General features: G+C 69.8%; 14 protein-coding genes and 3 CRISPR repeat arrays. Of the genes, 4 read left to right on the top strand and 10 right to left on the bottom strand.

Features of this window, described 5'->3' with window-relative positions:
- The first annotated feature begins 319 nt into the window (after positions 1–319).
- Positions 320–1,018 carry a restriction endonuclease gene (locus IE265_RS35185; RefSeq protein ID WP_190039843.1) on the top strand — a complete coding sequence of 233 codons (699 nt, stop codon included), beginning with the start codon at positions 320–322 and terminating at the stop codon, positions 1,016–1,018.
- 317 nt (positions 1,019–1,335) lie between these two features.
- Here IE265_RS35185 and IE265_RS35180 read toward each other — a convergent pair whose 3' ends face one another.
- Entirely contained in the window at positions 1,336–2,979 is a 1,644-nt protein-coding gene (locus IE265_RS35180) for a TerD family protein (RefSeq protein ID WP_229916912.1), read from the bottom strand.
- 813 nt (positions 2,980–3,792) lie between these two features.
- Positions 3,793–4,309: a CRISPR direct-repeat array (repeat unit 29 nt; unit sequence GGGACCATCCCCGCGGGTGCGGGGAGCAG).
- Between the two features lie 316 nt (positions 4,310–4,625).
- The gene (locus IE265_RS35175) at positions 4,626–4,775 is read right to left on the bottom strand and encodes a hypothetical protein (RefSeq protein ID WP_190039841.1); all 150 of its coding nucleotides are present in this window, start codon (positions 4,773–4,775) and stop codon (positions 4,626–4,628) included.
- Positions 4,776–5,053: 278 nt separating this feature from the next.
- On the opposite strand from IE265_RS35175, the gene IE265_RS35170 reads away from it, so the two are divergent.
- Positions 5,054–6,433 carry a hypothetical protein gene (locus IE265_RS35170; protein WP_444545248.1) on the top strand — a complete coding sequence of 460 codons (1,380 nt, stop codon included), beginning with the start codon at positions 5,054–5,056 and terminating at the stop codon, positions 6,431–6,433.
- Positions 6,434–6,474: 41 nt separating this feature from the next.
- Here IE265_RS35170 and IE265_RS35165 read toward each other — a convergent pair whose 3' ends face one another.
- Positions 6,475–8,136, bottom strand: a complete 1,662-nt coding sequence (locus tag IE265_RS35165; RefSeq protein WP_190039840.1) for a hypothetical protein — start codon at positions 8,134–8,136, stop codon at positions 6,475–6,477.
- Positions 8,118–8,975, bottom strand: coding sequence for a hypothetical protein (locus IE265_RS35160; protein WP_190039839.1), 858 nt, complete (start codon positions 8,973–8,975; stop codon positions 8,118–8,120). The genes IE265_RS35165 and IE265_RS35160 overlap by 19 nt, the downstream gene beginning before the upstream one ends.
- A gap of 84 nt (positions 8,976–9,059) precedes the next feature.
- Between IE265_RS35160 and IE265_RS35155 the strand changes: the two genes are divergently transcribed.
- A complete protein-coding gene (locus IE265_RS35155; RefSeq protein WP_190039838.1) occupies positions 9,060–9,455 on the top strand; it encodes a hypothetical protein in 396 nt (131 codons plus the stop codon).
- Positions 9,456–9,468: 13 nt separating this feature from the next.
- A complete protein-coding gene (locus IE265_RS35150) occupies positions 9,469–10,125 on the top strand; it encodes a hypothetical protein (RefSeq protein ID WP_190039837.1) in 657 nt (218 codons plus the stop codon).
- Between the two features lie 295 nt (positions 10,126–10,420).
- A CRISPR array of direct repeats spans positions 10,421–11,546; the repeat unit is 29 nt; unit sequence CTGCTCCCCGCACCCGCGGGGATGGCCCC.
- Between the two features lie 700 nt (positions 11,547–12,246).
- Here the strand turns inward: IE265_RS35150 and IE265_RS35145 are convergent.
- The 6 genes from IE265_RS35145 to IE265_RS35120 all read right to left on the bottom strand — a co-directional run.
- On the bottom strand, positions 12,247–13,635 hold the full coding sequence (locus IE265_RS35145; protein ID WP_190039836.1) for a hypothetical protein: 1,389 nt from the start codon (positions 13,633–13,635) through the stop codon (positions 12,247–12,249).
- The gene (locus IE265_RS35140) at positions 13,632–15,140 is read right to left on the bottom strand and encodes an RNA-dependent RNA polymerase family protein (RefSeq protein WP_190039835.1); all 1,509 of its coding nucleotides are present in this window, start codon (positions 15,138–15,140) and stop codon (positions 13,632–13,634) included. Before IE265_RS35140 ends, IE265_RS35145 begins: the two co-directional genes overlap by 4 nt.
- Positions 15,141–15,143: 3 nt before the next feature.
- Entirely contained in the window at positions 15,144–17,573 is a 2,430-nt protein-coding gene (locus IE265_RS35135) for a hypothetical protein (protein ID WP_190039834.1), read from the bottom strand.
- 623 nt (positions 17,574–18,196) lie between these two features.
- A CRISPR array of direct repeats spans positions 18,197–18,835; the repeat unit is 29 nt; unit sequence GGGACCATCCCCGCGGGTGCGGGGAGCAG.
- 455 nt (positions 18,836–19,290) lie between these two features.
- Positions 19,291–19,647, bottom strand: a complete 357-nt coding sequence (locus tag IE265_RS35130; protein ID WP_190039833.1) for a hypothetical protein — start codon at positions 19,645–19,647, stop codon at positions 19,291–19,293.
- Between the two features lie 542 nt (positions 19,648–20,189).
- Positions 20,190–20,747 (bottom strand): hypothetical protein, encoded by a 558-nt coding sequence (locus IE265_RS35125; protein WP_190039832.1) that lies wholly within the window; start codon positions 20,745–20,747, stop codon positions 20,190–20,192.
- A 130-nt stretch (positions 20,748–20,877) separates the two neighbouring features.
- The coding region (locus tag IE265_RS35120) for an integrase core domain-containing protein (protein WP_190039831.1) at positions 20,878–21,351 on the bottom strand (474 nt) is incomplete at its 5' end.

Genomic DNA, 21,351 nt, shown 5'->3' with positions numbered 1-21,351 from the left:
GCAGCACGGCTGGTGATCGTCCAGGGGTACCTGTCAGTGCCGACTGTTACACCAATTCCTCATGCACTGGCCGTAGTTGACGGCCGAGTACCTGTGAGGGGGAGAGTCCGATGGGAGCACGAGTTCCTGAGGGATATCACCGGGTTCGCGGCCACGTGCGGCGCAACCCGCGGGCGCGGGCGGGCAAGCTCGGCGGTTGGACAGTTGCCGGACTGGTCGCGGGCGTGTGGCTGTGGGGCCAGGTTTTCGGGTTCGACGGGGCAGCGGCGACGGTGGAGGAGGCGCCGCAGCCGTCGGTGTCGGTCTCGGCAGGCCGCTGATGGCCGCGCGTGGCGTGCGCTGGCGCCGCCCGCGCGGGCGCACCGAGCAACTGGCCGCGGTCCTGGTCGTGGCGGCCGCGGTGTGGATGGCGGCCAGAACGGCCGTGGTCGCCGTGCAGGCGGCGCTGGCGGGGTGGCCGTGGGTCGCCGCAGCGGCGACGGCGCTGGCCGGGTACGGGCTGTGGCGCGCCGGACGGACGGTCAGGCGCCGGCGCCGTCACACCGCGCTGATGGCACGATTGCGCCTGTCCCTGGTGGAGTTGGACGAGATGGACGACCGCCGCTTCGAGTACGCGCTGCGGGACCTGCTGGTCAGGGACGGGTGGGCGGCCCGCCAGGTGGGGCGGGCCGGGGACCAGGGGGCCGACGTGATCGCCGACTGCGCCCGGTACGGGCGGCTGGTCGTGCAGGCCAAGCACACGCGGGTGGGAGGCCGGGTCGGCTCGTCGGTGATGTACCAGCTCAACGGGACGGCCGGGCCCGTGCACCGGGCGGACGCGGCGGTGGTGGTCACCAACGGCGCGGTCACCCGCGACGCCAAAGCCTGGGCCGAACGCCACGGCATCGCCTGGGTGGACCGGGAGCGGCTGCAGCAGTGGGCCGACGACGGCGTCCCGTTGGGCGAGTTGCTGCGTCTGCCGTCGCAGCGCAGCCGTTCGCTCGGTCGGCGTGGTGTCGGGGCGGTGCACCCGCCGTAGGAGAGGACGTACCGGGCTGCTCAGGTGTCCGGTCAGCCGGTGTCCTCATGGAGGGGCTGCGAGTCGTCGGCCCAGTGGAGGGCTCAGACACGCAGGACAGCGAAGGCGTCGTCGGTCCATTCGGCGCCCGCAAGGTTGGCCTGGAGGTCTTCTTGTTCGAAGCGTTCGCGGGCGTGGCGGCGGCCGAACGCCTTGAGGTCGGTGTTGGTCCAGCGTCGTGAGGCTGTGGCGCAGGCGATACGAGGGCGTGGGGAGCCTCGGCGTGCTGCTGGCGCTGTTCGGAGATCAGTCGCTTCCGTGGGGGTTCTGTTCGACCGCTATTCCACGTCGATGCCGTGGGCACGGGCGAGTCCGTCAAGGCCCTCGGCCCAGCCCTGGCCCAGAGCGCGGAGTTTCCACACGGAACGGCCCTCGATGGCGTGCCGGTACAGCTCAGCGATGACCATGGCGCGGATGCTGGGGTCTGCCGGAGGCCTGAACGTCCAAGCGGTCCCGGTCACACATTCCATGTCCCAGACGGCGTAAGAGAGGGATCCGCAGGTCAGGCCGGTGTCGACGTCCATGTTGATGGCGATGGCGACGCGCCGTACCCGCTCGGGCAGGACGGACAGATGGATGGTCGCTCGTTCGACGGTGTGGGGCCCTTCCTGCTGCTTTTCCGCGAGGCGTGCTGCGCCGTCGGTGGTCGAGGGCTGGTTGTAGAAGACGAAGTCTTCGTCCGCGGTCACGCGGCCGTTGTCGCCGAGCAGGAAGAGGCTGAGGTCCGCATCCGCACCGGCAAAGCGGAAGGCGATGCCCAGCCCGTGCAGAGCATCATCGGGCAGGACCAGGTTCTGGCCGGGAACGAGCTCCGTGGCGGAGGCGGCAGGTGTCACCGGGGCGGAGGCAGGGGGAGGTTGCGGCGCGGCCCCGTGCTTCCATTCCGCGAAGGGTTTGATCCGGTAGGGATCGTCGACTGTGGTCCGGTCGTCGGGCGTAATGCCAGCGCCCAGGGTGCGGTCGAGACCGGCGAGGGAGGCAGCGGACTCGCGGTCGTCCGGCTCGTCCTGAGCGTGATCCAGTAGTTCCTGGAGGCCGGGTACGCGGGTGGCGTCCAATGGCTTGATGGTGCTGGAGAAGGTGCCGGACGCGGTGGTGGTGACGGAGCAGGCGACGTCCTGGCCGATATCCAGGAACCGCAGGGCGTCCTCGGGTTCGCGCCAGGAAGTGGACTCGATGGATTGCCGGCTCCAGCGGCCATAGGCGACGAATCCGAGACGCTGGGTGTCGGGCAGACGAGTGAGGACGGCGAGATCGATGCCGGTGATGTTCGGGGCGGTGGCGAAGCCCTCCATGAGGGTGGCGACGATGTTGGAGCCCATGGACGTCAGCCACCACAGGACCCGGTCGCGCTTGGTCAGATTCTTCAACGTCGGGCGCCCGCTGGGCGTGAGGCCGGCGGTCTGGGCCGGCATGGCGTCGAGGTCCTGCGCGCGCATCACGACCGACAGGACCGCACCGTCCATGCCGACGGCGCAGCCGGCTGCCGGATTGTCGGAAAAGGCGGTGTTCACCGCCTCACAGACGGTCTCCTCGTCGTTTGCCAGCAGCGCCCGCCACCACTGCCCGGCTTCCATGCGCATCCGTTCATGCACGGCGTGCAGCCGCGCAGTCTCCTCAGCCAGATACCGGGCCGCATCCTGTTCTGCGCAGTGCTTGGCGGCAGCCCGATCACCACGGGCCAACCATCCCACTCCCCGCAGGTGAAAGGCTTGGGCCTCGGCGAGCGCCCAGGGCATACCCAACTGCGGAAGGCCCGGAATCGCAGGCGGGTGTGCAGCAGGGAACGACTGCAGGTGAACGCTGGTCGTCCGCCTCCTCAGCTCCCGCAACTGGGCAATGGCGGCATCCCGCTCCGCGTCCTGCTGTGCCCGTTCCGCCTGGCGGCGTGCCCGCTCCAGCTGCGCGGCTGACGGCGTCACGGGCCGGGATCCTGTGGTGCGACGCGTGCTGGTCCGGCGCTGGCTGCCGCTGAGGGAACTGGAGGCATAGAAGGGGCCGAGTCCCGACGACACCCTGGTGCCGCCGCTGCCCACGCTGATCCTCGCCGCACGGGGACCGACCGAGGTCCGCACCCCGCGTGTCGAGACGCGCACACTCATCCCCGGAACTCCGACACGGAAACCGAACGCCATGATCCATTCCCCTCGCTGAGGGACACAGTCTGACACTGCCGCCCCTCCAACTCGCTTCTATGTCACAAAGAGCGCAAAGGGAGCCCGGTGTGCGGTGTGCGACTTACGGGCAGACCCTGTCGGGAGGGCGAATTCCTCGAAAAATAATCAAAGCTGGGCGCAAAAGGTCAGCCGCCGCCTTTCGGTAGCCAATGGAGATGGTGCGCAGGCGATGAAGGGCCTCGTGCGGGTGGACCGATGGACCGGCAATCCAGCTTCAGCGTAGGCGGCGCGGGTGGAAAGCCCTTCGGTGCCGTCCGGCCAGGAGTGCGGGTCGCTGCGGGGGCGAAGGCTGCTCGGAGCCGTTCGGTATGCCTTCTACATGCAGATGCGGATTCTGCGAGGGCCCGCCAGTACGCAAAGCAGGGGCCTCCAGCGCGGTCCTGACGCCGGGGGGAGCAGTCGGTCAGCTATCCGTAGGCGCGCAGCGTCGCCTCAGGCTCGCGCAGGGTGCCTCCAGGGGCAGGCGCAGACAGACTTCCAGGCGGCGCGGGCCCGGACGTAGCCGCGGCTCGCTGTTCACCACCACAGGGCCCGGGGACCTCCGCCGTACGTGGGGCTGGCCGTACCCCCGCGGGTGCGGGGAGCAGGACCTCGACGCCCGGCTCGCCCGCGCGAGCCGGGGACCATCCCCGCGTGTGCGGGGAGCAGGACCCCGACAAGTACCGTGCGCCGTTGGGGAAGGGACCATCCCCGCGGGTGCGGGGAGCAGCGTCATGCGGCAGGGAGGCGGGGCCTGATGGCGGGACCATCCCCGCGGGTGCGGGGAGCAGCCGCAGGCCCTGGCGTTCGAGGAGGACGCCAAGGGACCATCCCCGCGGGTGCGGGGAGCAGCTCCGCAACGACGAGCTGGTCACCGACCCCATGGGACCATCCCCGCGGGTGCGGGGAGCAGCACGTGCAGACGAACATCGAGTGGCATCTGCCGGGACCATCCCCGCGGGTGCGGGGAGCAGCCGGAGAGCACGGGCACGTACGAGGGAATCGCGGGACCATCCCCGCGGGTGCGGGGAGCAGACCACACGTACTACGGTCAGCGCACGCATTGTGGGACCATCCCCGCGGGTGCGGGGAGCAGGCTGCGTGACCTGCGGGTTACCCGGCCCGAGGCGGGTTTTCACACACTTTCGTCGATTCTGGCAATTCAGTCATAGGTGGCATGGGGTTCCATGGTGCTCTGCAAGGAATCGATCACATTACCTGCGGAGGGACGAGGTGGCGTGTCAACTGGCTGTTCTTTATCCGCCTGTCCTCGACTCAGGCCGTGTTCTCCCGATGCGGCACCGAGCGCGGCCTTCTCTTGGGCCAGCCACTTCAGATACTGCTCGAGTGATGGCGAGCGGAGGGCTGCTGTAGCCCAGCAGCCCTCCCTTGTCGTCCTCTCCAGGCGAGCGCTATCCGGGCTTGCGGAATGCGGCCGCGGCCCTCTCCAGGCGCCGCTTGAGCGGAGTGGTCCGCCAGTGCCGCGACCACTGGTGCGCCCGTCCGAGTCCGTAGCCCAAGACGAACTGGGCCATGGGTCCCAGGAATTCCACGTACTTCATCGCGTGCCTCCGCATGGGCCGTTGCCTCCCGGCGCCCAGGCGGACACCGGTTCCTTCTCCAGGCTCAGGCTTGGCGGAACGGTTGGATGGCAGCTCTACTGGCGGGTTTTCGGCAGTGTTCTGACCTGCAGGAATCGGAGGTTTGGCACGAGACTGGCAGGCCCGGTATAGGGGTTGGGGTCTGCCGTTCCGAATTTCGGTGCCCGGGTTGCCCGGCTGCGCTAGCCTCCCGGCAGAGCTCGGGGAAGGGGAGTCGCTTGCCGTCTGCCGATTCCGACGTGGAACGCATGAAGGAACTCGAGATTCTGGTCGGCCGGCAGGCGACCCGGTCCGTCATCGAAGGCTGCCCCTACCTGCTCGACTGGTTGCCGGCACCTCGCATACCCGTGCCCGACACTCCAGGCGAACGTGCCCGCGCCTTCCAGCTTTTGCTGCGCGAGATCGTCGACCAGGCACAAGACGCTTTCAATGCGAACCCGCAGGATCCCGTTGCGCGCAGCACTCTCGCCGTGGGCGCCCTGTTTGGTCTGGTCACCTGGGGGCCGAAGGAGACGCCCGACCAGTACGCCCCCAGCGCACGGAGCCTGGAGAGCCGACAGGCGCTGGCAGGGGACTGGATGGACCCTCCGGTCGCGGGGAACACCGTCAGGCGCCGGAAGTACAAGACGCGCCTGCTCGCAGAGTTCCGGCACACGCTGTACGACCACGCTGCCCCCGCGCCGAGCACGTCCTCAGCCCAGGCGTCCTCGGCGTCACGTGACAGGGCTGTTGGGGAATCCGCAGACCAGCCTCAGCGCGACGCCGCTGCCGTGAACGGGACCCACCTGAGGATGCCGCGCACCGCCCGCACAAGAGCCGTGCTCGCCGCCGTGATTGCAGTGGCCGTCGGTGTAGCGGCTGTGGTGGCCTGGCAGTTTCGTCCGCCCGCGGACAGCGACGACGATCCCGTGTCGGTGGACGATGTTGCCCGCGTCGAGCAGGCGGGAAGCTTCGTGCTTCCCCAGCGGCTCGATCTGGGACCAGGCCGACTGGACGAGATAAACCACGACAAGTTCTGGCAGGGCGGGGCCGGCCACAAGGCAACGTTTTCGTCCTGGTTCGCCGAGCACAAAGCTGTGTGGGCGGAGGATTCGGCGATCAACGTGACGCTGAGCGGAGCGTCGGACAAGACCGTACGCATCACCGGCATCGACCTTGAGAAGCACGACTGCCGCAGTCCGGCCGGCGGCGGGACGCTCTTCTACGCCCCCGTCGGCGGCTCAGGCGAGGACGAGAACATCGGCCTGCTGTTCGACATGGATGCACCGCAGCCCACCGCCCAGGACGAAGACGGGCAGGACTACTTCGCCCGGCGCACCATCACCTTGAAACCCGGGGAAGCGGAGACCCTCAGCCTGTTCGTCCGCACGCGCCGCCAGAACTGCGCCTACAGCTACCGGTTGCGCGTCGTCGTGCCCGGCGACAGCAAGCCCGTGTGGGTCACCATTCAGCAGGACTTCCGGCTGACCGCGCTCGCCACCGGAGCAGACCCCACGCACCCGTACTCCCCCTACCGGGCCCTGTACGTGGGAGGCGCCGCATCCCCCGCCCAGGGTGCTTTCGTCCGGGCCGACCCCGTGGTCTACAACAACGACCCCGCCACACTCATGGAACCGTGACCAGCTGCGGCAGCGCCGCCGGGACATACTCGGCGCCGCTTCTACTCGTGCGGCGCGGTGCAGCGGGAGTCCTCCGCTCCCGCGGCGCAGAAGTATCCGTGGTCCTTGCCGTCGACGCGTACGTGGACGGCGCTGTAGGGCTTGCGCTTCACCTCGATCACGGCGCCTTTGCGGTAGGCGGGGTCGTCGGGGGCGTTCGTGGTGCTGAGCCGGCCGCGCAGCGTCCCGTTGCCGACCGTCTTCAGAGTGCCGGTTGCCCGGCCTCCCCAGACCGTCGCTGTGTCGCAGGGGGCCGGTTCGGTGTCGCAGTCCCGAAAGAGACGCCAGCGATAGGTGAAGCCGCCTGTCTTGCCGATGGTGAGGGAGCCGTGCCCCCAGGACCAGGTGCGGGCGAATGGGGCGATGCCGCTGCTGCTTTGGGCGGGTGGCCGCGTGCCGTAGCGGCCCAGCCACAAGCGGGCCCCACCTTTCGCGTCCTGGCCGTCGCCCAGCAGGATGAAGCGGCCGTGGACTTCCGCCGCCCCGTACAGGTCGAAGACCGAGTCGAACCCGTTGCTCCTCGTGGCCTGCTTGGTCCACCGCCTGCCGTCCGGTGAGGCCCAGAGCGCGCCGACCGGTCCTCGGCGGAGATCGAGCGAACGGCCCGCAGCGAAGAATCCGCCGGAGACCGCGCTGACCGCGTTGATGCTCTGCTGGTCGCGCGGCGCCACACCCGAATCGGGGATCTCGCCCACGTCGAGAGGGCGGCCGCGAGCCCAAGCGCTCTCACCGCTCCGGCGGCTCCACAGCGTGGACGCGAACACACCGGGATTGGCGCCGCTGCTCTCGGTGCGGGTCACCAGAACGCTGCCCCGCGCTCCGGACACACCGGCCATCGTGCTCTGCCGCCTGAAGGCAGCCGGCCCGGCCCGCCACTTCCCGCCGTCTGCCGAGGCCACGACGAGCCGCTTGATGTACCCGGACCCGTTGGTGCAGTTGGCCGTCACCACGAACCCCTCCGCGTCGGCCACAGCAGCCACCTGCGGCTCGTACTCGGGGGAGGCGGGGCAGGGAATCTGCCGGGGCTGCCCGAACGGACCCCCATCGCGCGCGGTCCACAGGCGCAGCGACTCACCGCGGTAGCCGGACGAACCGTCCTCGCCCTCGGAGAAGGGACCGCCATCGTGCGCAACGACGACCGCGCCCCGCGGGCCGGCAGAGACAGCGAGCACCTCATCCGAGGCGACACCGCCCGGAAGGACCTCCGCGTCCTTCCAACGCCGCGCATCCCGTGTCCGCCAGACCGCCGGGACAAGGGCGCCTCCGTTGCTCACCTGACCCGCGAGCACCAGCTGCTTGCCGTGCGCGGCCGCGTAGCCGGGGAATCCCTCCCCGGGGTCCGCGCGGTACCAGGACACGCCGCCCTTCGAGCCGTACAACCGCACGCCGGCCTGCTCCGACGTCCCGGAGACAATGAACTCGTCCGTGGTGGCCAGGACCTGGCGCGGCTCGAAGCCGAGGAAGCCGCCGGGAAGGCGGGCCTGCGGGACACTGCGCCACCGGACGGCGCCGGGCGGCCGGTCGTCGTCGTGCCCCGCCCCGGAACCCGGCTGGCAGGCCGATCCAGTGACGAGCACGCCCGCCACCACGGCCATCGCCGGCAGCCTCACACGCCATCGCGGGACCGCCTGCGGACGACGCCCCATCAGTCCTCGTCCGGGCATGATGATGAATCCGCAGGCATCAGCCAGTACATGGTCTGATCCCGGACCGTGACGCACGTCTGCTCCGCTGCCGTACTGGCGGTGACCCGGAACGGCTTTCCGCGATCATCGATCACCAGGGTGCCGCCGCGCCCGCCGCTGCGCCACGACAGGAGGATGCGGAACTCGGTTTCGTAGCGGGTCGATTGGGGCTTCACGAGGAAGTACTCGGCATCGCCCCGCTTCACGGCGTACGGCCACCCCCTGAACGGTGCCGCCCCGGCTTCCGCGTCCGGTACCGCCTTCAACGCAGCGGCGCTCTGGTCGAGATCGAGGGTGAACACCCGCCTGGGGGCATCCGAGCCACACGGATTGCCGACATGGAGACCGCGAACCGGTCTATGCCGGGAGACGATCTGCGCCCGCGCCCCGGTCAGCAGCAGCTCTTCGTCGCTGCTGCCCTGCAGCACGATGCTGATACTGCTCCCGGAGGCCTTCACCCCGCCGCGGGGAAACGACTCCAGCGGCGCCATCCCGCGCGGCGTGATCTCCATCCCCGGCACGACAGCCGACTCGCGGCAGCCCCAGACAGTCGTGTCCGAGTCCGCCCGCGGACGGCCCGGCGCGGACTTGCCGTCCCCGGCCGAGGACTTGCCGTCGTCGAGCCAGGTCGGGAGCAGAATCCCGCCGGCTGCAACCAGCGCCGTCAAGAAGACTGCGCCCACGACGACTTCGACCCTGCGAAAGCCGTTGCGGACGATGTAGAAGATGCTGCCCGCCTGGATGACAGACCCGCCGATATCCGAATTGTCAATCTTGTTCTGCGTGCCGTCCCGGCTGTCCGCCTGATGCACCATCATGTGCCCCCGTTCCCGACCGATGCAACCAGAGCACCCCCTACGATGTCCACTCAAGGTGACCGAGTAACTTCAGGGGGTGTTCGTATGGATCCGGTATCCGTGGGACTGCTGGTCGCAGTCGCAGGAGGCGCAGGCGGAGAGATCGGCCGCCAGGCATGGTCGGGACTCACCACGCTGGTGCGCCGCCCCGTCCCCGCACTGCCCGATGGCTCACCCGCCTCCACCGGCGAGGGCGAGATGACCGCCTTGGGCGCGGACCCGTCGAACGCCGACCGCGCGCACGCACTCAGCACGGCACTCGCCGTCCGGGCCGCCCTGGACGCGGACTTCCGGACGCACCTGCAGCAGTGGGCCGCTGCAGCGGAGAAGGCGACAGAAGGCGGCAGCGTGCACAACGTCATCAACAACAGCACGATTCACGGCTCGGCCTGGCAAGGACGCGACTTCACCCGCTCCGAGTCCTCGGACACGAAGGGTTGAGCACGGTTCGCCGATGAGCCGCCCAGCAGCCCGCCGCCCTGTTCTGGCCGCCGCCATCGCCGCCGCGGTCCTCCTGGCGGGCGGCGGCGCATGGTGGCTGAACGCACGCGGGGACAACAGCACCTCTGCAGCAAAGCCGCACGCAGACCCACTGCACCTCGAGGTCCTCGACTGGCGAAACACGACGGTCCCCGGCAGCCTGTGCCGGCACCGAGGCCCCATCAAGCTCCGGGACGGCACAGCGACGGGCGTGACGTCGACATTCGACGGACCGGAGCCGAACATGCCCCAGGACGTCAGCGCGTTCACGAGTGAAGTCGTCTACGGGGATCTCACAGGAGACGGCCAATGGGAGGCAGCCCTACCGGTGATCTGCGCCAACCACAACTCGACCGCGGCAGGCCAACGGGCCTTCGGCGTCATGGTGTTCGACGGATCCACCGGACGCCTGCGCCACCTGGGCACCATCGAAGGACAGCAGCCACGACTCGGTGAACCACCCAACTTCCTCCGCATCGAGAAGATCAGCCGCAACCGCATCACGGCCACAGAGACGTTCTACAGCCCCGAGGACGCCAACTGCTGCCCCTCAGGAGCAGCCGACAACACCTGGAGCTACCGCGATGGGAAGTTCGTCCCGGTCAGCAGCAAAGTCCGCCCCACCCCATAGACGACGCCGCGATCCACTGCTGTCGCCATGGAATCGAGCGAGACCGGAACGACACTCCTGCGGCACTGCAGGCTCCCAGCAGATACTGAGACGTCTGGCACGCCGACTCTTGCGTCGATGCCAGGGGCCGCGAGCTCAACCCGAAGCTCCCGGTCCGCCGACCACTGGTCACGAACTCCCGCCCGTACTTCCGCCGTTGCCCTCGACGTCGACAGAATTGATGCCCGAAATGCCGGATTGTGTGAAAGTGCTCCAAAATCCAGTGAGGCGGCCCTAAAGCCCCAGGTCGGGCAGTCTGCTCCCCGCACCCGCGGGGATGGCCCCTCACGGACGGCCGCGTAGACGGCGACGATGGTCTGCTCCCCGCACCCGCGGGGATGGCCCCTGACGGGCCCTCTGCGGTCGTGTCAGCGGGATCTGCTCCCCGCACCCGCGGGGATGGCCCCTCGGCCGCGACTGCCTTCCAGGCCGACGGGCCCTGCTCCCCGCACCCGCGGGGATGGCCCCGAAATCGCCAAGATCCTCGGGCGCGGCGGCCGCTGCTCCCCGCACCCGCGGGGATGGCCCCTGCACCGTATTCAGAGCCGGGGGCGCCTGGCTCCTGCTCCCCGCACCCGCGGGGATGGCCCCGGCCAGTCGCTCGGTGCGATCGGTGCGGTGACCTGCTCCCCGCACCCGCGGGGATGGCCCCTTCGACCTGGGATTCGGGGTGTGATGTGCCACCTGCTCCCCGCACCCGCGGGGATGGCCCCCCGGTGGGCCTGGACGACAGCTACGGTCTGTGCTGCTCCCCGCACCCGCGGGGATGGCCCCTCCTTGGTCTTCTTCAGCGCCTGCTGGAGACCCTGCTCCCCGCACCCGCGGGGATGGCCCCAGCGCGCAGGTCAGGACCGACCTGGGTGACGGCTGCTCCCCGCACCCGCGGGGATGGCCCCTCTGCCTGAATCCCGGGTCCATGGGGTTCCGTCTGCTCCCCGCACCCGCGGGGATGGCCCCACCACACACGCGAGTGGGGTTGCCCGGTGGCCCTGCTCCCCGCACCCGCGGGGATGGCCCCCCTGTCCGCCATCCGTCCAAACAGCAGTGCCTGCTCCCCGCACCCGCGGGGATGGCCCCCGGGCGACCTGCCCCAGCTCGCCCGTCCCCCACTGCTCCCCGCACCCGCGGGGATGGCCCCCGGGCCCGCCGACCTGGCCTGAAGCGGCGAACCTGCTCCCCGCACCCGCGGGGATGGCCCCCGGTCCGGGAGGTCCGGCCACATGGCGTTCGTCTGCTCCCCGCACCCGCGGGGATGGCCCGGCGACGCCCGGCAGGGCGGCCTTCTCGCTGCACTGCTCCCCGCACCCGCGGGGATGGCCCCTGGGCCGAGCTGAGGGATCTCGTCGACGCCCTCTGCTCCCCGCACCCGCGGGGATGGCCAGCGTGGGCGGCGCGGGTGGAAAGCCCTTTGGTGCCGTCCGGCCAGGAGTGCGGGTCGCTACGGGGACGAAGGCTGCTCGGAGCCGTTCGGTATGCCTTCTACATGCAGATGCGGATTTTGTGAGGGCCTACCAGTACGCAAGGCAGGGGCCTCCAGTGCGGTCCTGACGCCGGGGGGAGCAGTCGGTCAGCTATCCGTAGGCGCGCAGCGTCGCCTCCGGCTCGCGCAGGGTGCCTCCCAGGAGCAGGCGCAGACAGACTTCCAGGCCGCGCGGGCCCTGACGTAGCGGCGGCTCGCCGTTCACCACCACAGGGCCCGGGAACCTCCGCCGTGCGTCGGGCCGGCCGTACCCCCGCGGGTGCGGGGAGCAGCCAGAGCGCCATCAGGCGGCGACCAGCGTCGCGGGTCCATCCCCCCGGGTGCGGGGAGCAGGAGTCGTCCACGTTGATGCACAGCAGAGCCCAGGGAAACCATCCCTGCGAGGATGGTCCCATCCAGCTAGCGAGTCCGTCCCGGTCAATCCGCTGCTTCCCGCGCCCGCGGGGATGGTCCCAGGCACGGCTCGATCCGGGCATCCCCGTGACCGTCGGTGATCTTTGTCGCCGTGTCCGCTTGGTGCACTCGAAGAGCACGCTGGGGCATCGAAGAGGCAGATCATTCTGGGCGCCGGCTCCACGTCCGTGTCCGCCCTCGTCAATGCGTCAGTCGAGGGACAGGCCCTCGCCTGCACCGATCCGCACTTCCTTGGTCACGCGCCCGGAGCCGTCGATGGTGAGGACGAATTTGGCGAACTGGCCGTCATCCAGTTCAACCTCGTAGTGCGCGGCCCTGAGGAACGGGACCTTCTTTCCGCCCACGTCGATGTGGGCGAGGTACACGCTGACGGCCATCGTCGTCTCGGCCTTGAAATTGAGCCGGCCGGTCCGCTTGAAGTCCCATCGGGCGAAGGCCTCCACCGTGTTGACCTGAAGGAGATTGAACGCCTCGTGCGGACCGTAAGCGAGGCCGAGCAGTGTCTCGTCGCCGAGGACGGGGCCGAGCGCATGGCAGCGGGCCAGATTGCGCAGTGCGGGGTTCTTCTGGGTGGGGTCCAACGTGCCCGGGGGAGACAGTATGCCGTCGAGTGCTGTGCTCGGCAGCCGTGTGACCTCAGGCCCGGTCCGCACGAGGAGCCGGACTCTGGTGTCCCACTCGCCGCCCGCCACCTCTGCGGCCGACACGTCGTAGTCGAGGATCCGGTCGCTGGTGCTGATGCGCTGCTTTGTGGTGCGGGCCGTGGGGAGCACGGCACGCGAGCGTATCTGCGCCGCTTGCGCCGCCTGCTCGGCACGGCCGACGGCGTCCAGGACGAGATCCGGTCCCAGTTCCAGCGCCTGGGAACCGAGTTCGGACGAGGCGCGCACCGTCGGCGGATGGGGTGGACGCACAGGGCTGAGCCGGTGCTGGGCGTCCCACCACCGGGGCTGCCCGACGAGACCGGCCTGCGCGGGGTCAGGGAACCGGGCGGGCAGCGGCGCCCCCCGACGGAGCGGCAGGAACGCCTCGCCGACGATCTCCGGTGGAGCGGCACGTGTATGGAAGAAGATCCACACTCCGCCCTGAACCCGCGCGGTCGACACGAGCATGCCGCCCCCGGCCCGGATACCGCGCAGGCCTCGCATCCGGTCGCGGAGTATGCGCTGCAACCGCTTTGTGCCTGGCGCGGAACGGGCGATCTGCCGCCGCAGATCATCTCGCAGGCCATCCATATCGGTGGCGGAGAGTTGCGTCAGCGACCGGCCGGCGAGCCGTTCCTCGGCGAGGGCGACGAGTCGCGGCGCCGTGCCTGACGGCAGGTGTGCGGATGCGTCCTCCAGGGCGATACGCAGTGCGCGGAAGTCGAGATGGGGGCGGAAAGCGGCCAGGGCGTGGGCCTGTTCGGCAAGGTCGACCACGGCGGGGGGCGGCGAGACGATCCGGCCCAGCACGGGTGGCTCGGGATCCGGGGCGGTCTTGAGCGGATGCGGTGCCGACTGGGTGGCGGAGCGCAGCGCCTTCTGCTTGGCTGCCGCACCGAGCGGCCCCAGCGGGGGCATGTCGAACGCGTTCACGGAGACGCCCGCCCTTCCACCTCCGACAGGCCCACGGTGCGCAGTCTCTTGTCCAGCAGGGCCGCGTTGGCGTCGATGGTGTACGCGGCGAGGTCCGCCACCCGCTCGCCGGTGTTCAGCGCCGTTTGTATCCGCCCTGCGGCAAGGAGACGGCCTGCCGGGACGATCGCGCTGGTCAGCGCCTTGCCGAGCACCGGCAGGGCCACGTCGCTGACCAGGCCCAGCAGATCCACGACGAACCCTGTCGCGTTCGGCTCGGCGAAGCCGAACCGGTCGGCCAGCGGGCCCAGCGCGCTGCGCCGACTGCTGGCATCGAGGTAGTCGACGGAACTGCGCAGCGCACGGACCGCCGAGGTCACCCCGGTGGCGAGGAGAGCGAACTGGCCCACCACAGGCACCATGGCGAGGATGCCGAAACCGAGGGAAGCCCAGCCCAGGACTGCTTCCATGCGGGTCTCCTCGGCCCGTTCCAGCGCGGCCTGCTCCGCCGCATAGCTCAGCGCGCTGGTCGCTGCGGCGTATCCGATGTCGCCGGGGCGCAGGTCCAGACGCTCCAGTGCAGCATGGACGAGGTGGGGGTAGCGCCACAGTGGATGCTGGACGCCGAAGATGCGCTCCGGGCGGCCGAGCCGCGGCGGGGCGAGCTGTTCGGCGATGCGGACCGCAGCGGCGGCTTTGGACCGGACTCCGTCCAGGAAGTCCGGCTGCTCGTCGATGAGTTCCCGCCACGCCTCACCGAGATTTTCCTTGATCAGGTCGTCCAGTGGGGTGCCGTCCCGCTCCGCGGCCCAGGACGCCACGTCCGAGCGCTGTCGTCGGCCCAGCGCGTCGATGACCTGATGTCCCCGCACCGCCAGGACGGGCCAGTCGCGGATCGCCGCACGGTATGCCGTCACGTACGGCTCGAGGACTGCGTTGAACTGCTCGCGCGCCGCCGGCGCGTTGTTGGGGATCGTGAAGTTCTCCCACCGGCGCACCGCGCGCCGTTTGACGTCAAGGTCAAGGACTGCGGCACGCAGTTGCGCATACGTCTCCTGGGCCCCCGCATCGGCGGCCACGACGGGGTAGGCGTAGTCGGTGCCTTCGACGAGCCCGTAGCGGGACAGACGCAGTGCGGCACGCGCAGCGTCCAACTGCTCCCTGAGGACTGCGAAGGCGACGCCATCGAGGGTGCGCAGCGCGCTCAGGGCGCGCAGCCGTGCCGCCGCGACCTGCGCCTGGCACAGCCCGGCCGCCTGCTGGGTGCGTTGTGCCTGCGGAGTGTCGGGCCCCCGCCGCGGGTCGGTGCCGGCGAGCTCGTCCAGGAGTTCCTCCAGAAGGTGCGCACCGCCGATCCGGTAGAGGAAGTCCACGAGTTCCGCCACGGCCTCCTCGGGGACGCCGAAGTCGACTTCCACGGTCTGCCCGGGGGCCAGCCTGAGCATCACCGGCACCGCCGCGGGCTCCCCCGGGGGTGCCTTTGCCGGTGCGGATTCCCCGGCTGCGGGTTCGAGGACGTACAGCACGCCTCATTCCTCGCCGTCGACGTGATCACCGTGACCGTCCGGGTGGTCGCACAACGGGCGGACGGGTTCGTTGGGCGGCAGGCCAAGGACACCGCGCGGGTTGTGCGGCAGCCGCGCGGATGCGTCGAGCCAGCGGAACGGCGTGGGCAGCCGCACCTCCCAGGACTCGCCGGGAATGCCGTCGGGCGGGGGCAGCAACTGATCGCGGATCTCCTGCGTGACGGAGACGTAGGCGGGCTTGTCGGGGGTGGGCGGGGTGCCGCTGGCCCACGGCTGGCGGAAGGCGAGCCAGTGTTCCACCTGGCACTGCATGCTCGGCCGAGCGGGCAGCACTACGCGGACCGACCCGGCCCGCAGGAACTGGCCCAGTTCCGGGTCGGCGGTCTCCAGGAGTCGCAGATCGTCCCATTGGTCGGTCCTGGCCCAGTAGTACGGGTAGCAGACGTAGACCATGTTCTGCCATTCGAAGGCCTGCTCCAGGAACTGGATGTCCGCTGCAACCTCGAGTGCGGTCGGCAGGTGGGTGTTCTCGGGATGGTCTACCAGCACCGCCGGGCGCCCGGGAAAGGGCGACTGGTCGGTCAGCCAGGCCAGCACCAGCCGCCGGAGCTCCTCCCGGACCATCTGCTGGTTGCGCGCCGGCGACCGCTCGCGCACGGACGAGGCTCCGCGCATCGCCAGACGAGCCTGCTCCTCGCGGTACTCCCGCTGGGCCTCCTGGTGGGCTGCGAGGAGCAGGTCGTACACGCCCTGACGCCACGACTGGTACGCAGCGTCCGTGAGCGCGCACTGCACGAGGACCGCGGCGCTGACGCTCTCGGCGCCCGCAGCCACGATCCGTACCGGCAGCTTGTCGCGCACCGGATACGTCAACTGGCCTTTCTGAGAAGGGAGTTGCCAGGCTGCGGTGGCGTTCTTGCGCTGGGTGCGGTCCGGTTGGATGGTGTTGCCGTGGTCGCCCGGGTGCCAGTGCCATTCGGCGAGGTCGGCGACCGTGGCGGTCACCGACAGCGAGCGGAAGCGCTCGATCGTCTCCGTGCCGGTGGAATCGGTGTACTCGCGGACGAACTTGCCGAGCAGCGGATCGGCCCGCACAGAGATCGACACGTGCACCGCCTCGTACCCGGGCGGCAGGGCGATCTCCTCCTTCGCGGTCGCCGGAGCCAGGTTCCACACCGCCTCGTCCTTCGGCAGCGTGCTCGTGCTGCCGTGGACCGTCACGCTCACCGCGACGCTCTCGTCCGGGGGCGGGGAGATACCCAGCACCTTGTACCGGGCCGCCAGCGTCGACCAGGACGCACGGTCGATCTGAGTGGGCTCCAGGGCGAACACTCCAGGGTCGTCCAAGGCCGCGGTACCGGAGGGTGCCAGCAGACGCCGCAGCGCGTTGCCCGGCTCGGGCAGCTGGAACTCCAGCTGCAGCCGACTGGGATACCGGACGACCTGGTAGCGGTCGATGCGGTCGACCCAGCGGTAGACGCCCCGCACATGCTCCGGCGACGGATTGTCGAAGCTGTGGGTGTCCGTGACCTCGGTGCGGGTGAGCATCCGCTCCGTTCGCTCGGTCCGCCGACGGTTCTCGATCGCGGCCGTGGCCCGGTGGACCGCCTCGCGCGCGACCCGGGTGGCGCGGCGCATGGCATCGGAGACCGAGAAGTCCACGGAGGCGCCGACGGTCGAGTCGACCTTGGCCGCACCGTACTGGCCGCTGCTGCTGACCTGGCCCTCCGCGTGCACAGCCAGATCCACCTGGCGCTGGGTCTCCTCGGAGAGCTCCACCTGGTCCTTCGACTCGTCCGACCGCTCCTCGGTGGTGACGCGCTCCTCGCCGAGCACATCGGTCAGCTCCCGCTCCTCGATGCTCAGCCGCTTGTGCTCCAGCTTCTCCCTGGCCAGGACGTTGGTGATGTCCGCGACCTCCCCGGCCTCATAGCATCGCCACTCGCTGCGCACGACGTACAGATCGCTCACTGTCGCCGCCCGCACCAAGTGGACCCGCTTGTCCGGCAGAACCTCGGGGAACGGCGGCGAGGGCAGCAACGGCGCGCGGTGCTGGAGCAGTTCACCGATGCTGCCCGCCGACTCGAAGGGCCGGCACCGGTCGAACCTCAACGTGACCAGTCCGGCGACCAGCAGCAGCCGACCGGCGCGCTGCGCCGTCTGCCAGCTCTCGGGCACGAGCAGCGCTGCGCACAGCACGTCCACCAGCGCGGCGCAGGTCGTGGTGCGCTCCGGGCCCGGGTCGAAGGTCGCCAGGTCGACCTCGTCCTGATCCACCAGTCGGCCCAACTGCCGCTGGAGGAAGCGGTCGAACGCCTCGGGGGAGGGGGTGTTGTCTGCCGCGGACAGCCACTCGTCCAGCCGGAGCAGCAGCCGCAGGAACCAGCTGTCCGGGGGAGTCGTGGTGGCCTGGAGATCGAGGGATGCCTGCAATGCATCCGGCAGTGTGGCCAGATGGCGCCGGGCAGCCGCCTGGGCCGCCTCGGCGACCTGCAGCCCCGATGCCGCTGCTTCGCCGCCTTCGACAGCGGTGCCCGACGGCTCCGTCCCTGACGCCTCGGTGAACCCGTCGTCCTGAACCTCGCTTTCCTGCGACGGTTCCGGTGGCCGCGGCGCCAAGAGGGCCCGCAGCGCTTCGACGAAGGGCCCGCCCGCCTCGAGTTTCAGGAAATGGTCCTCCTGGAGTGCCGCGCGAGCGGGCGCCCGATTCATCTGAAAGGTGGCCAGGTCCGCCATCCCGTTCCCCCTCCGGTGGCTCCGTGGGCAAGGACGGTAGCGGCTGCGGCACAAGACGCGCATGAGTATATGAGCGTACATAGGCCGTCGTCTGAATGTTCGGCACAGGCGACGGGTCGTTGGGCAAGGCGTCGCGGTCCTCACGGAGCCTTTTGCCGCGTAGGCGGCTGCCCTTTACCCGCCCATCGGGGACAGCAGGGCGGGACCACCCCGCGGGTGCAGGGAGCAGGGGCGGTAGCCATGACGCGGCGGAAGCGGCCGGGACTATCCCCGCGGGGCGGGGAGCAGCGGAGATGGAGCCGCGAGTCCGTGTCAGTGAGGGGACCATCCCCGCGGGTGCGGGGAGCAGCGAGGTCTTCGATCCGGGTTGGGTCCACGGTCAGGGCCATCCCCGCGGGTGCGGGGAGCAGGTTCAGCCACGCCGTGCTGTGTGCGATCGAGCGGGACCATCCCCGCGGGTGCGGGGAGCAGAGTTTCAGGAGGAATTCGGCGAAGGCACCGACGGGACCATCCCCGCGGGTGCGGGGAGCAGACGTCGCTCACCCTCGCCGAGGCGGCCGCCAAGGGACCATCCCCGCGGGTGCGGGGAGCAGATCCCAGATCTGGTCAACGCGATCATCGACTGGGGACCATCCCCGCGGGTGCGGGGAGCAGGCGATGACGGTGTACGCGCTCAGGTAGGCCTTGGGACCATCCCCGCGGGTGCGGGGAGCAGGTGGCGCTGCTGACCGTCGACGAGTTCGAGCGGGGACCATCCCCGCGGGTGCGGGGAGCAGACCGGTTCGACCACCGCACAAAATCGACCATTGGGACCATCCCCGCGGGTGCGGGGAGCAGCAGCGCCGCGCACTCGGTCTGGCACCTGCGCCGGGACCATCCCCGCGGGTGCGGGGAGCAGGCGAGGGCCTGCCGTGAGCCGAGCTGCGCCCCGGGACCATCCCCGCGGGTGCGGGGAGCAGCTCGGCAAGGGCGGCCGGGAGAGGCCGGCGCCGGGACTATCCCCGCACGGGTGCGGGGAGCAGTTCATCTTCGAAAGGCGCTGCTGGAGCCGGGCGGGACCATCCCCGCGGGTGCGGGGAGCAGGTCTCCTACACCTCGGCCACCACCTGGAAGCTCGGACCATCCCCGCGGGTGCGGGGAGCAGACTGCGCGACCTGCGGGTCTACCTCGCCCGGGGCGCGTTTTCACACACTTTTGCTGATTCCGGCAAATCGGGCATAGTTGGTATGTGTTGCGCGAGTGCTCGGCGGTCAATCGGCCACCCTACTGCGGGTGTGATCGCGTCGGTGTGTGAAGTGCTGGGATTGGTCGCAGGGTTGGTATGTGTCCTCCGATGGGGGAGCGCATGGCTCTGTCTGGTGCCGGTGTTCTGGGCGCAGGAGCGTGCCATACCTGCAGGCGGCGGTGGCGGTCGTTACGGGGTGCGGGTGTAGGCGACCGTTTGCCCTCCGAGGGAGCGGTGCAGGGTGCCGTCGTCTTTGAGGGTGAGAGTTGAGGCAGTTCCCGGGGAGCAGGAGGCCGCCGGGGTGCCGGAGGTGAGGGTGCTCGGACCGAGTTCCAGTCGGGTGCCGCTGCTGGGGGCGGCGGTCAGGGCAGCCGAGAACACGCAGTGGTATGTGTTCTCGCCGGTGGGGCCGTCGGCGACGAGAATTAGAACGTCGTCACCGATGCTGCCCTGCTTGATGACGAGTGATCTGGTGTTTTCGCCTTCGGTGTTGGCGAGGGTGGCTGTCCAACTTCCGAGGTAGGCCTCCGGCACGTCACCGCTCACGACGGGCATGCTGCCGACAGAGCGCGAGGGCTGGACGATGGGGCGTAGTTGGTAGCCGAATGCGGTGAATGCTATGGCGATGGTGGCGGCAATTGCAGCCAGCGCAAGGGCGTGCTGCGGTCGGCGCCGAATCTGATGTACGCGTGTGCCGCTTCCTCCGATCACCACGAGTGAGGCGGGACCGATAGCGACAGCAGCCTGGGTCGGCAGGCCCGGACCGGACGGGCCGTTGGGGTGCGGCGGACGATGGGCAGTGGCCGTGCCCTTCTCTGGCTGCGCACTCGGTGCCATTCCGGTGGAAGGGCGCGTGCGGTCGATGGGGCGGTCCACTATCCAGGCCCTGGCAGCTGTAGCGGAGTTGCTGGCCGGGCGGGCTGCTGCGGGTTGTCCGGCAGGCTGGTAGGAGCGGATCCCGATGACGGCAGCTGCGGCCCGGCGGGCGAGACTAAGTTCTACGGCCGCCGTCAGTGCCGGGGCCCGGGTACGCGTACGGCTGGTGCCGAGAGTGGCTGCTGCGGCCCGGCGCAGCAGGCTGGGCCGGCTCACCCGGCGCCGTCCTCGTCCGTGGCCGGCCGGTGCGCCGCGCCTGGAGGTGAGGAAGGCCGTGAAACCGGCGGGCTGTCCGTCCCAGGCGACGATGGTGAATCGCTCGCGGTGCGTTGTGTGGGCGTGGTCTCCCGGGTGCCGCGCAGGACCGGTCCGTTGACTGCGGCATCTGCGGGCTGCGTGGGGTTCACGGCGGTCGAAGCGGTGCCCTCCCCCAGGACGACGTCCGCCAAGCGCGAGTTCTTGAGCTGGACGAGGACCAACGGAGCCGAGGCGCCGGCAGCGAACACCGCGAAGCCGCCACTAATCTGCCCTGACATCCCCAGCAGTCCGGCGACCAGAGCTCCCAGCAGAGAGTGCACCACGGCGGCGATGGACTCGCCCCCGATATCGTAGAACGCGCGGAACGCGGGCGGCCCTTCAGCAGCGGAGTCGGGATCGAGCCGGTACTGCTGACGCCCGTTCAGCCATTCGGTCATGCAGTCGTAGGCGTGCACGATTCCGCGTACCGCTCCCCCCGCGGCGCCAAGCAGCAGCAGTGTCGCAGCGTTCACGGTGCTCTCAGCCTATGTAGAAAGATTCAAGTGATTCCGTGCAAATCCTACGGACCCGATCACAGCGCTGCGGCGCGTTTACCGAAGACTCCGTCCCTAACCCTGAACCGTTCCGGGTTCGATAGAGATCTCAGATGTTGGCTGTGACCTGGAGATTCGTGGTTGCTCGGTAGAAGTTGGCTTCGTATTCGGCGGGTGGGATGTGCCCGATCTCACCGTGAAGTCGACGGTGGTTGTACCAGTCGACCCACTCGGCAGTGGCGAGCTCGACGTGCGACAGCGTCTTCCACGGCCGCTGCGGCTTGATGACCTCGGTCTTGAACAGGCCGATCGTCGACTCCATGAGCGCGTTGTCGTAAGCGTCGCCAACCGACCCGATCGAGGCCGCGATCCGGGCCGAGTCCAGGTGTTCGGCGAGGCGAAATGATGTGTATTGCGACCCGGCATCGGAGTGGTGCACCAACTCGCCGGGGACGGGCGGACGGCCGTCTCGGTCGCGCTGCCACAGGCCCATGTCCAGGGCATCCAGGACGAGTTGGGACTGTTTCGACAGCGACGCGGACCAGCCGACGATGCGGCGGGAGAAGGTGTCCACGATGAAGGC

Source organism: Streptomyces fructofermentans (assembly GCF_014651055.1).
In the GTDB taxonomy this organism is placed as follows: Bacteria; Actinomycetota; Actinomycetes; order Streptomycetales; family Streptomycetaceae; genus Streptomyces; species Streptomyces fructofermentans.
Note: the sequence above shows the minus strand (reverse complement) of the source record. Positions and strands in the feature narration are given on the sequence as shown.

Excerpts from the sequence above, each read along its gene's own strand:
- IE265_RS35155 (WP_190039838.1), top strand. The coding sequence starts at position 9,060 with ATGGATCCGGTATCCGTGGGACTGCTGGTCGCAGTCGCAGGAGGCGCA.
- IE265_RS35160 (WP_190039839.1), bottom strand. The coding sequence starts at position 8,975 with ATGATGGTGCATCAGGCGGACAGCCGGGACGGCACGCAGAACAAGATT.
- IE265_RS35185 (WP_190039843.1), top strand. The coding sequence starts at position 320 with ATGGCCGCGCGTGGCGTGCGCTGGCGCCGCCCGCGCGGGCGCACCGAG.
- IE265_RS35165 (WP_190039840.1), bottom strand. The coding sequence starts at position 8,136 with ATGCCCGGACGAGGACTGATGGGGCGTCGTCCGCAGGCGGTCCCGCGA.
- IE265_RS35150 (WP_190039837.1), top strand. The coding sequence starts at position 9,469 with ATGAGCCGCCCAGCAGCCCGCCGCCCTGTTCTGGCCGCCGCCATCGCC.
- IE265_RS35175 (WP_190039841.1), bottom strand. The coding sequence starts at position 4,775 with ATGAAGTACGTGGAATTCCTGGGACCCATGGCCCAGTTCGTCTTGGGC.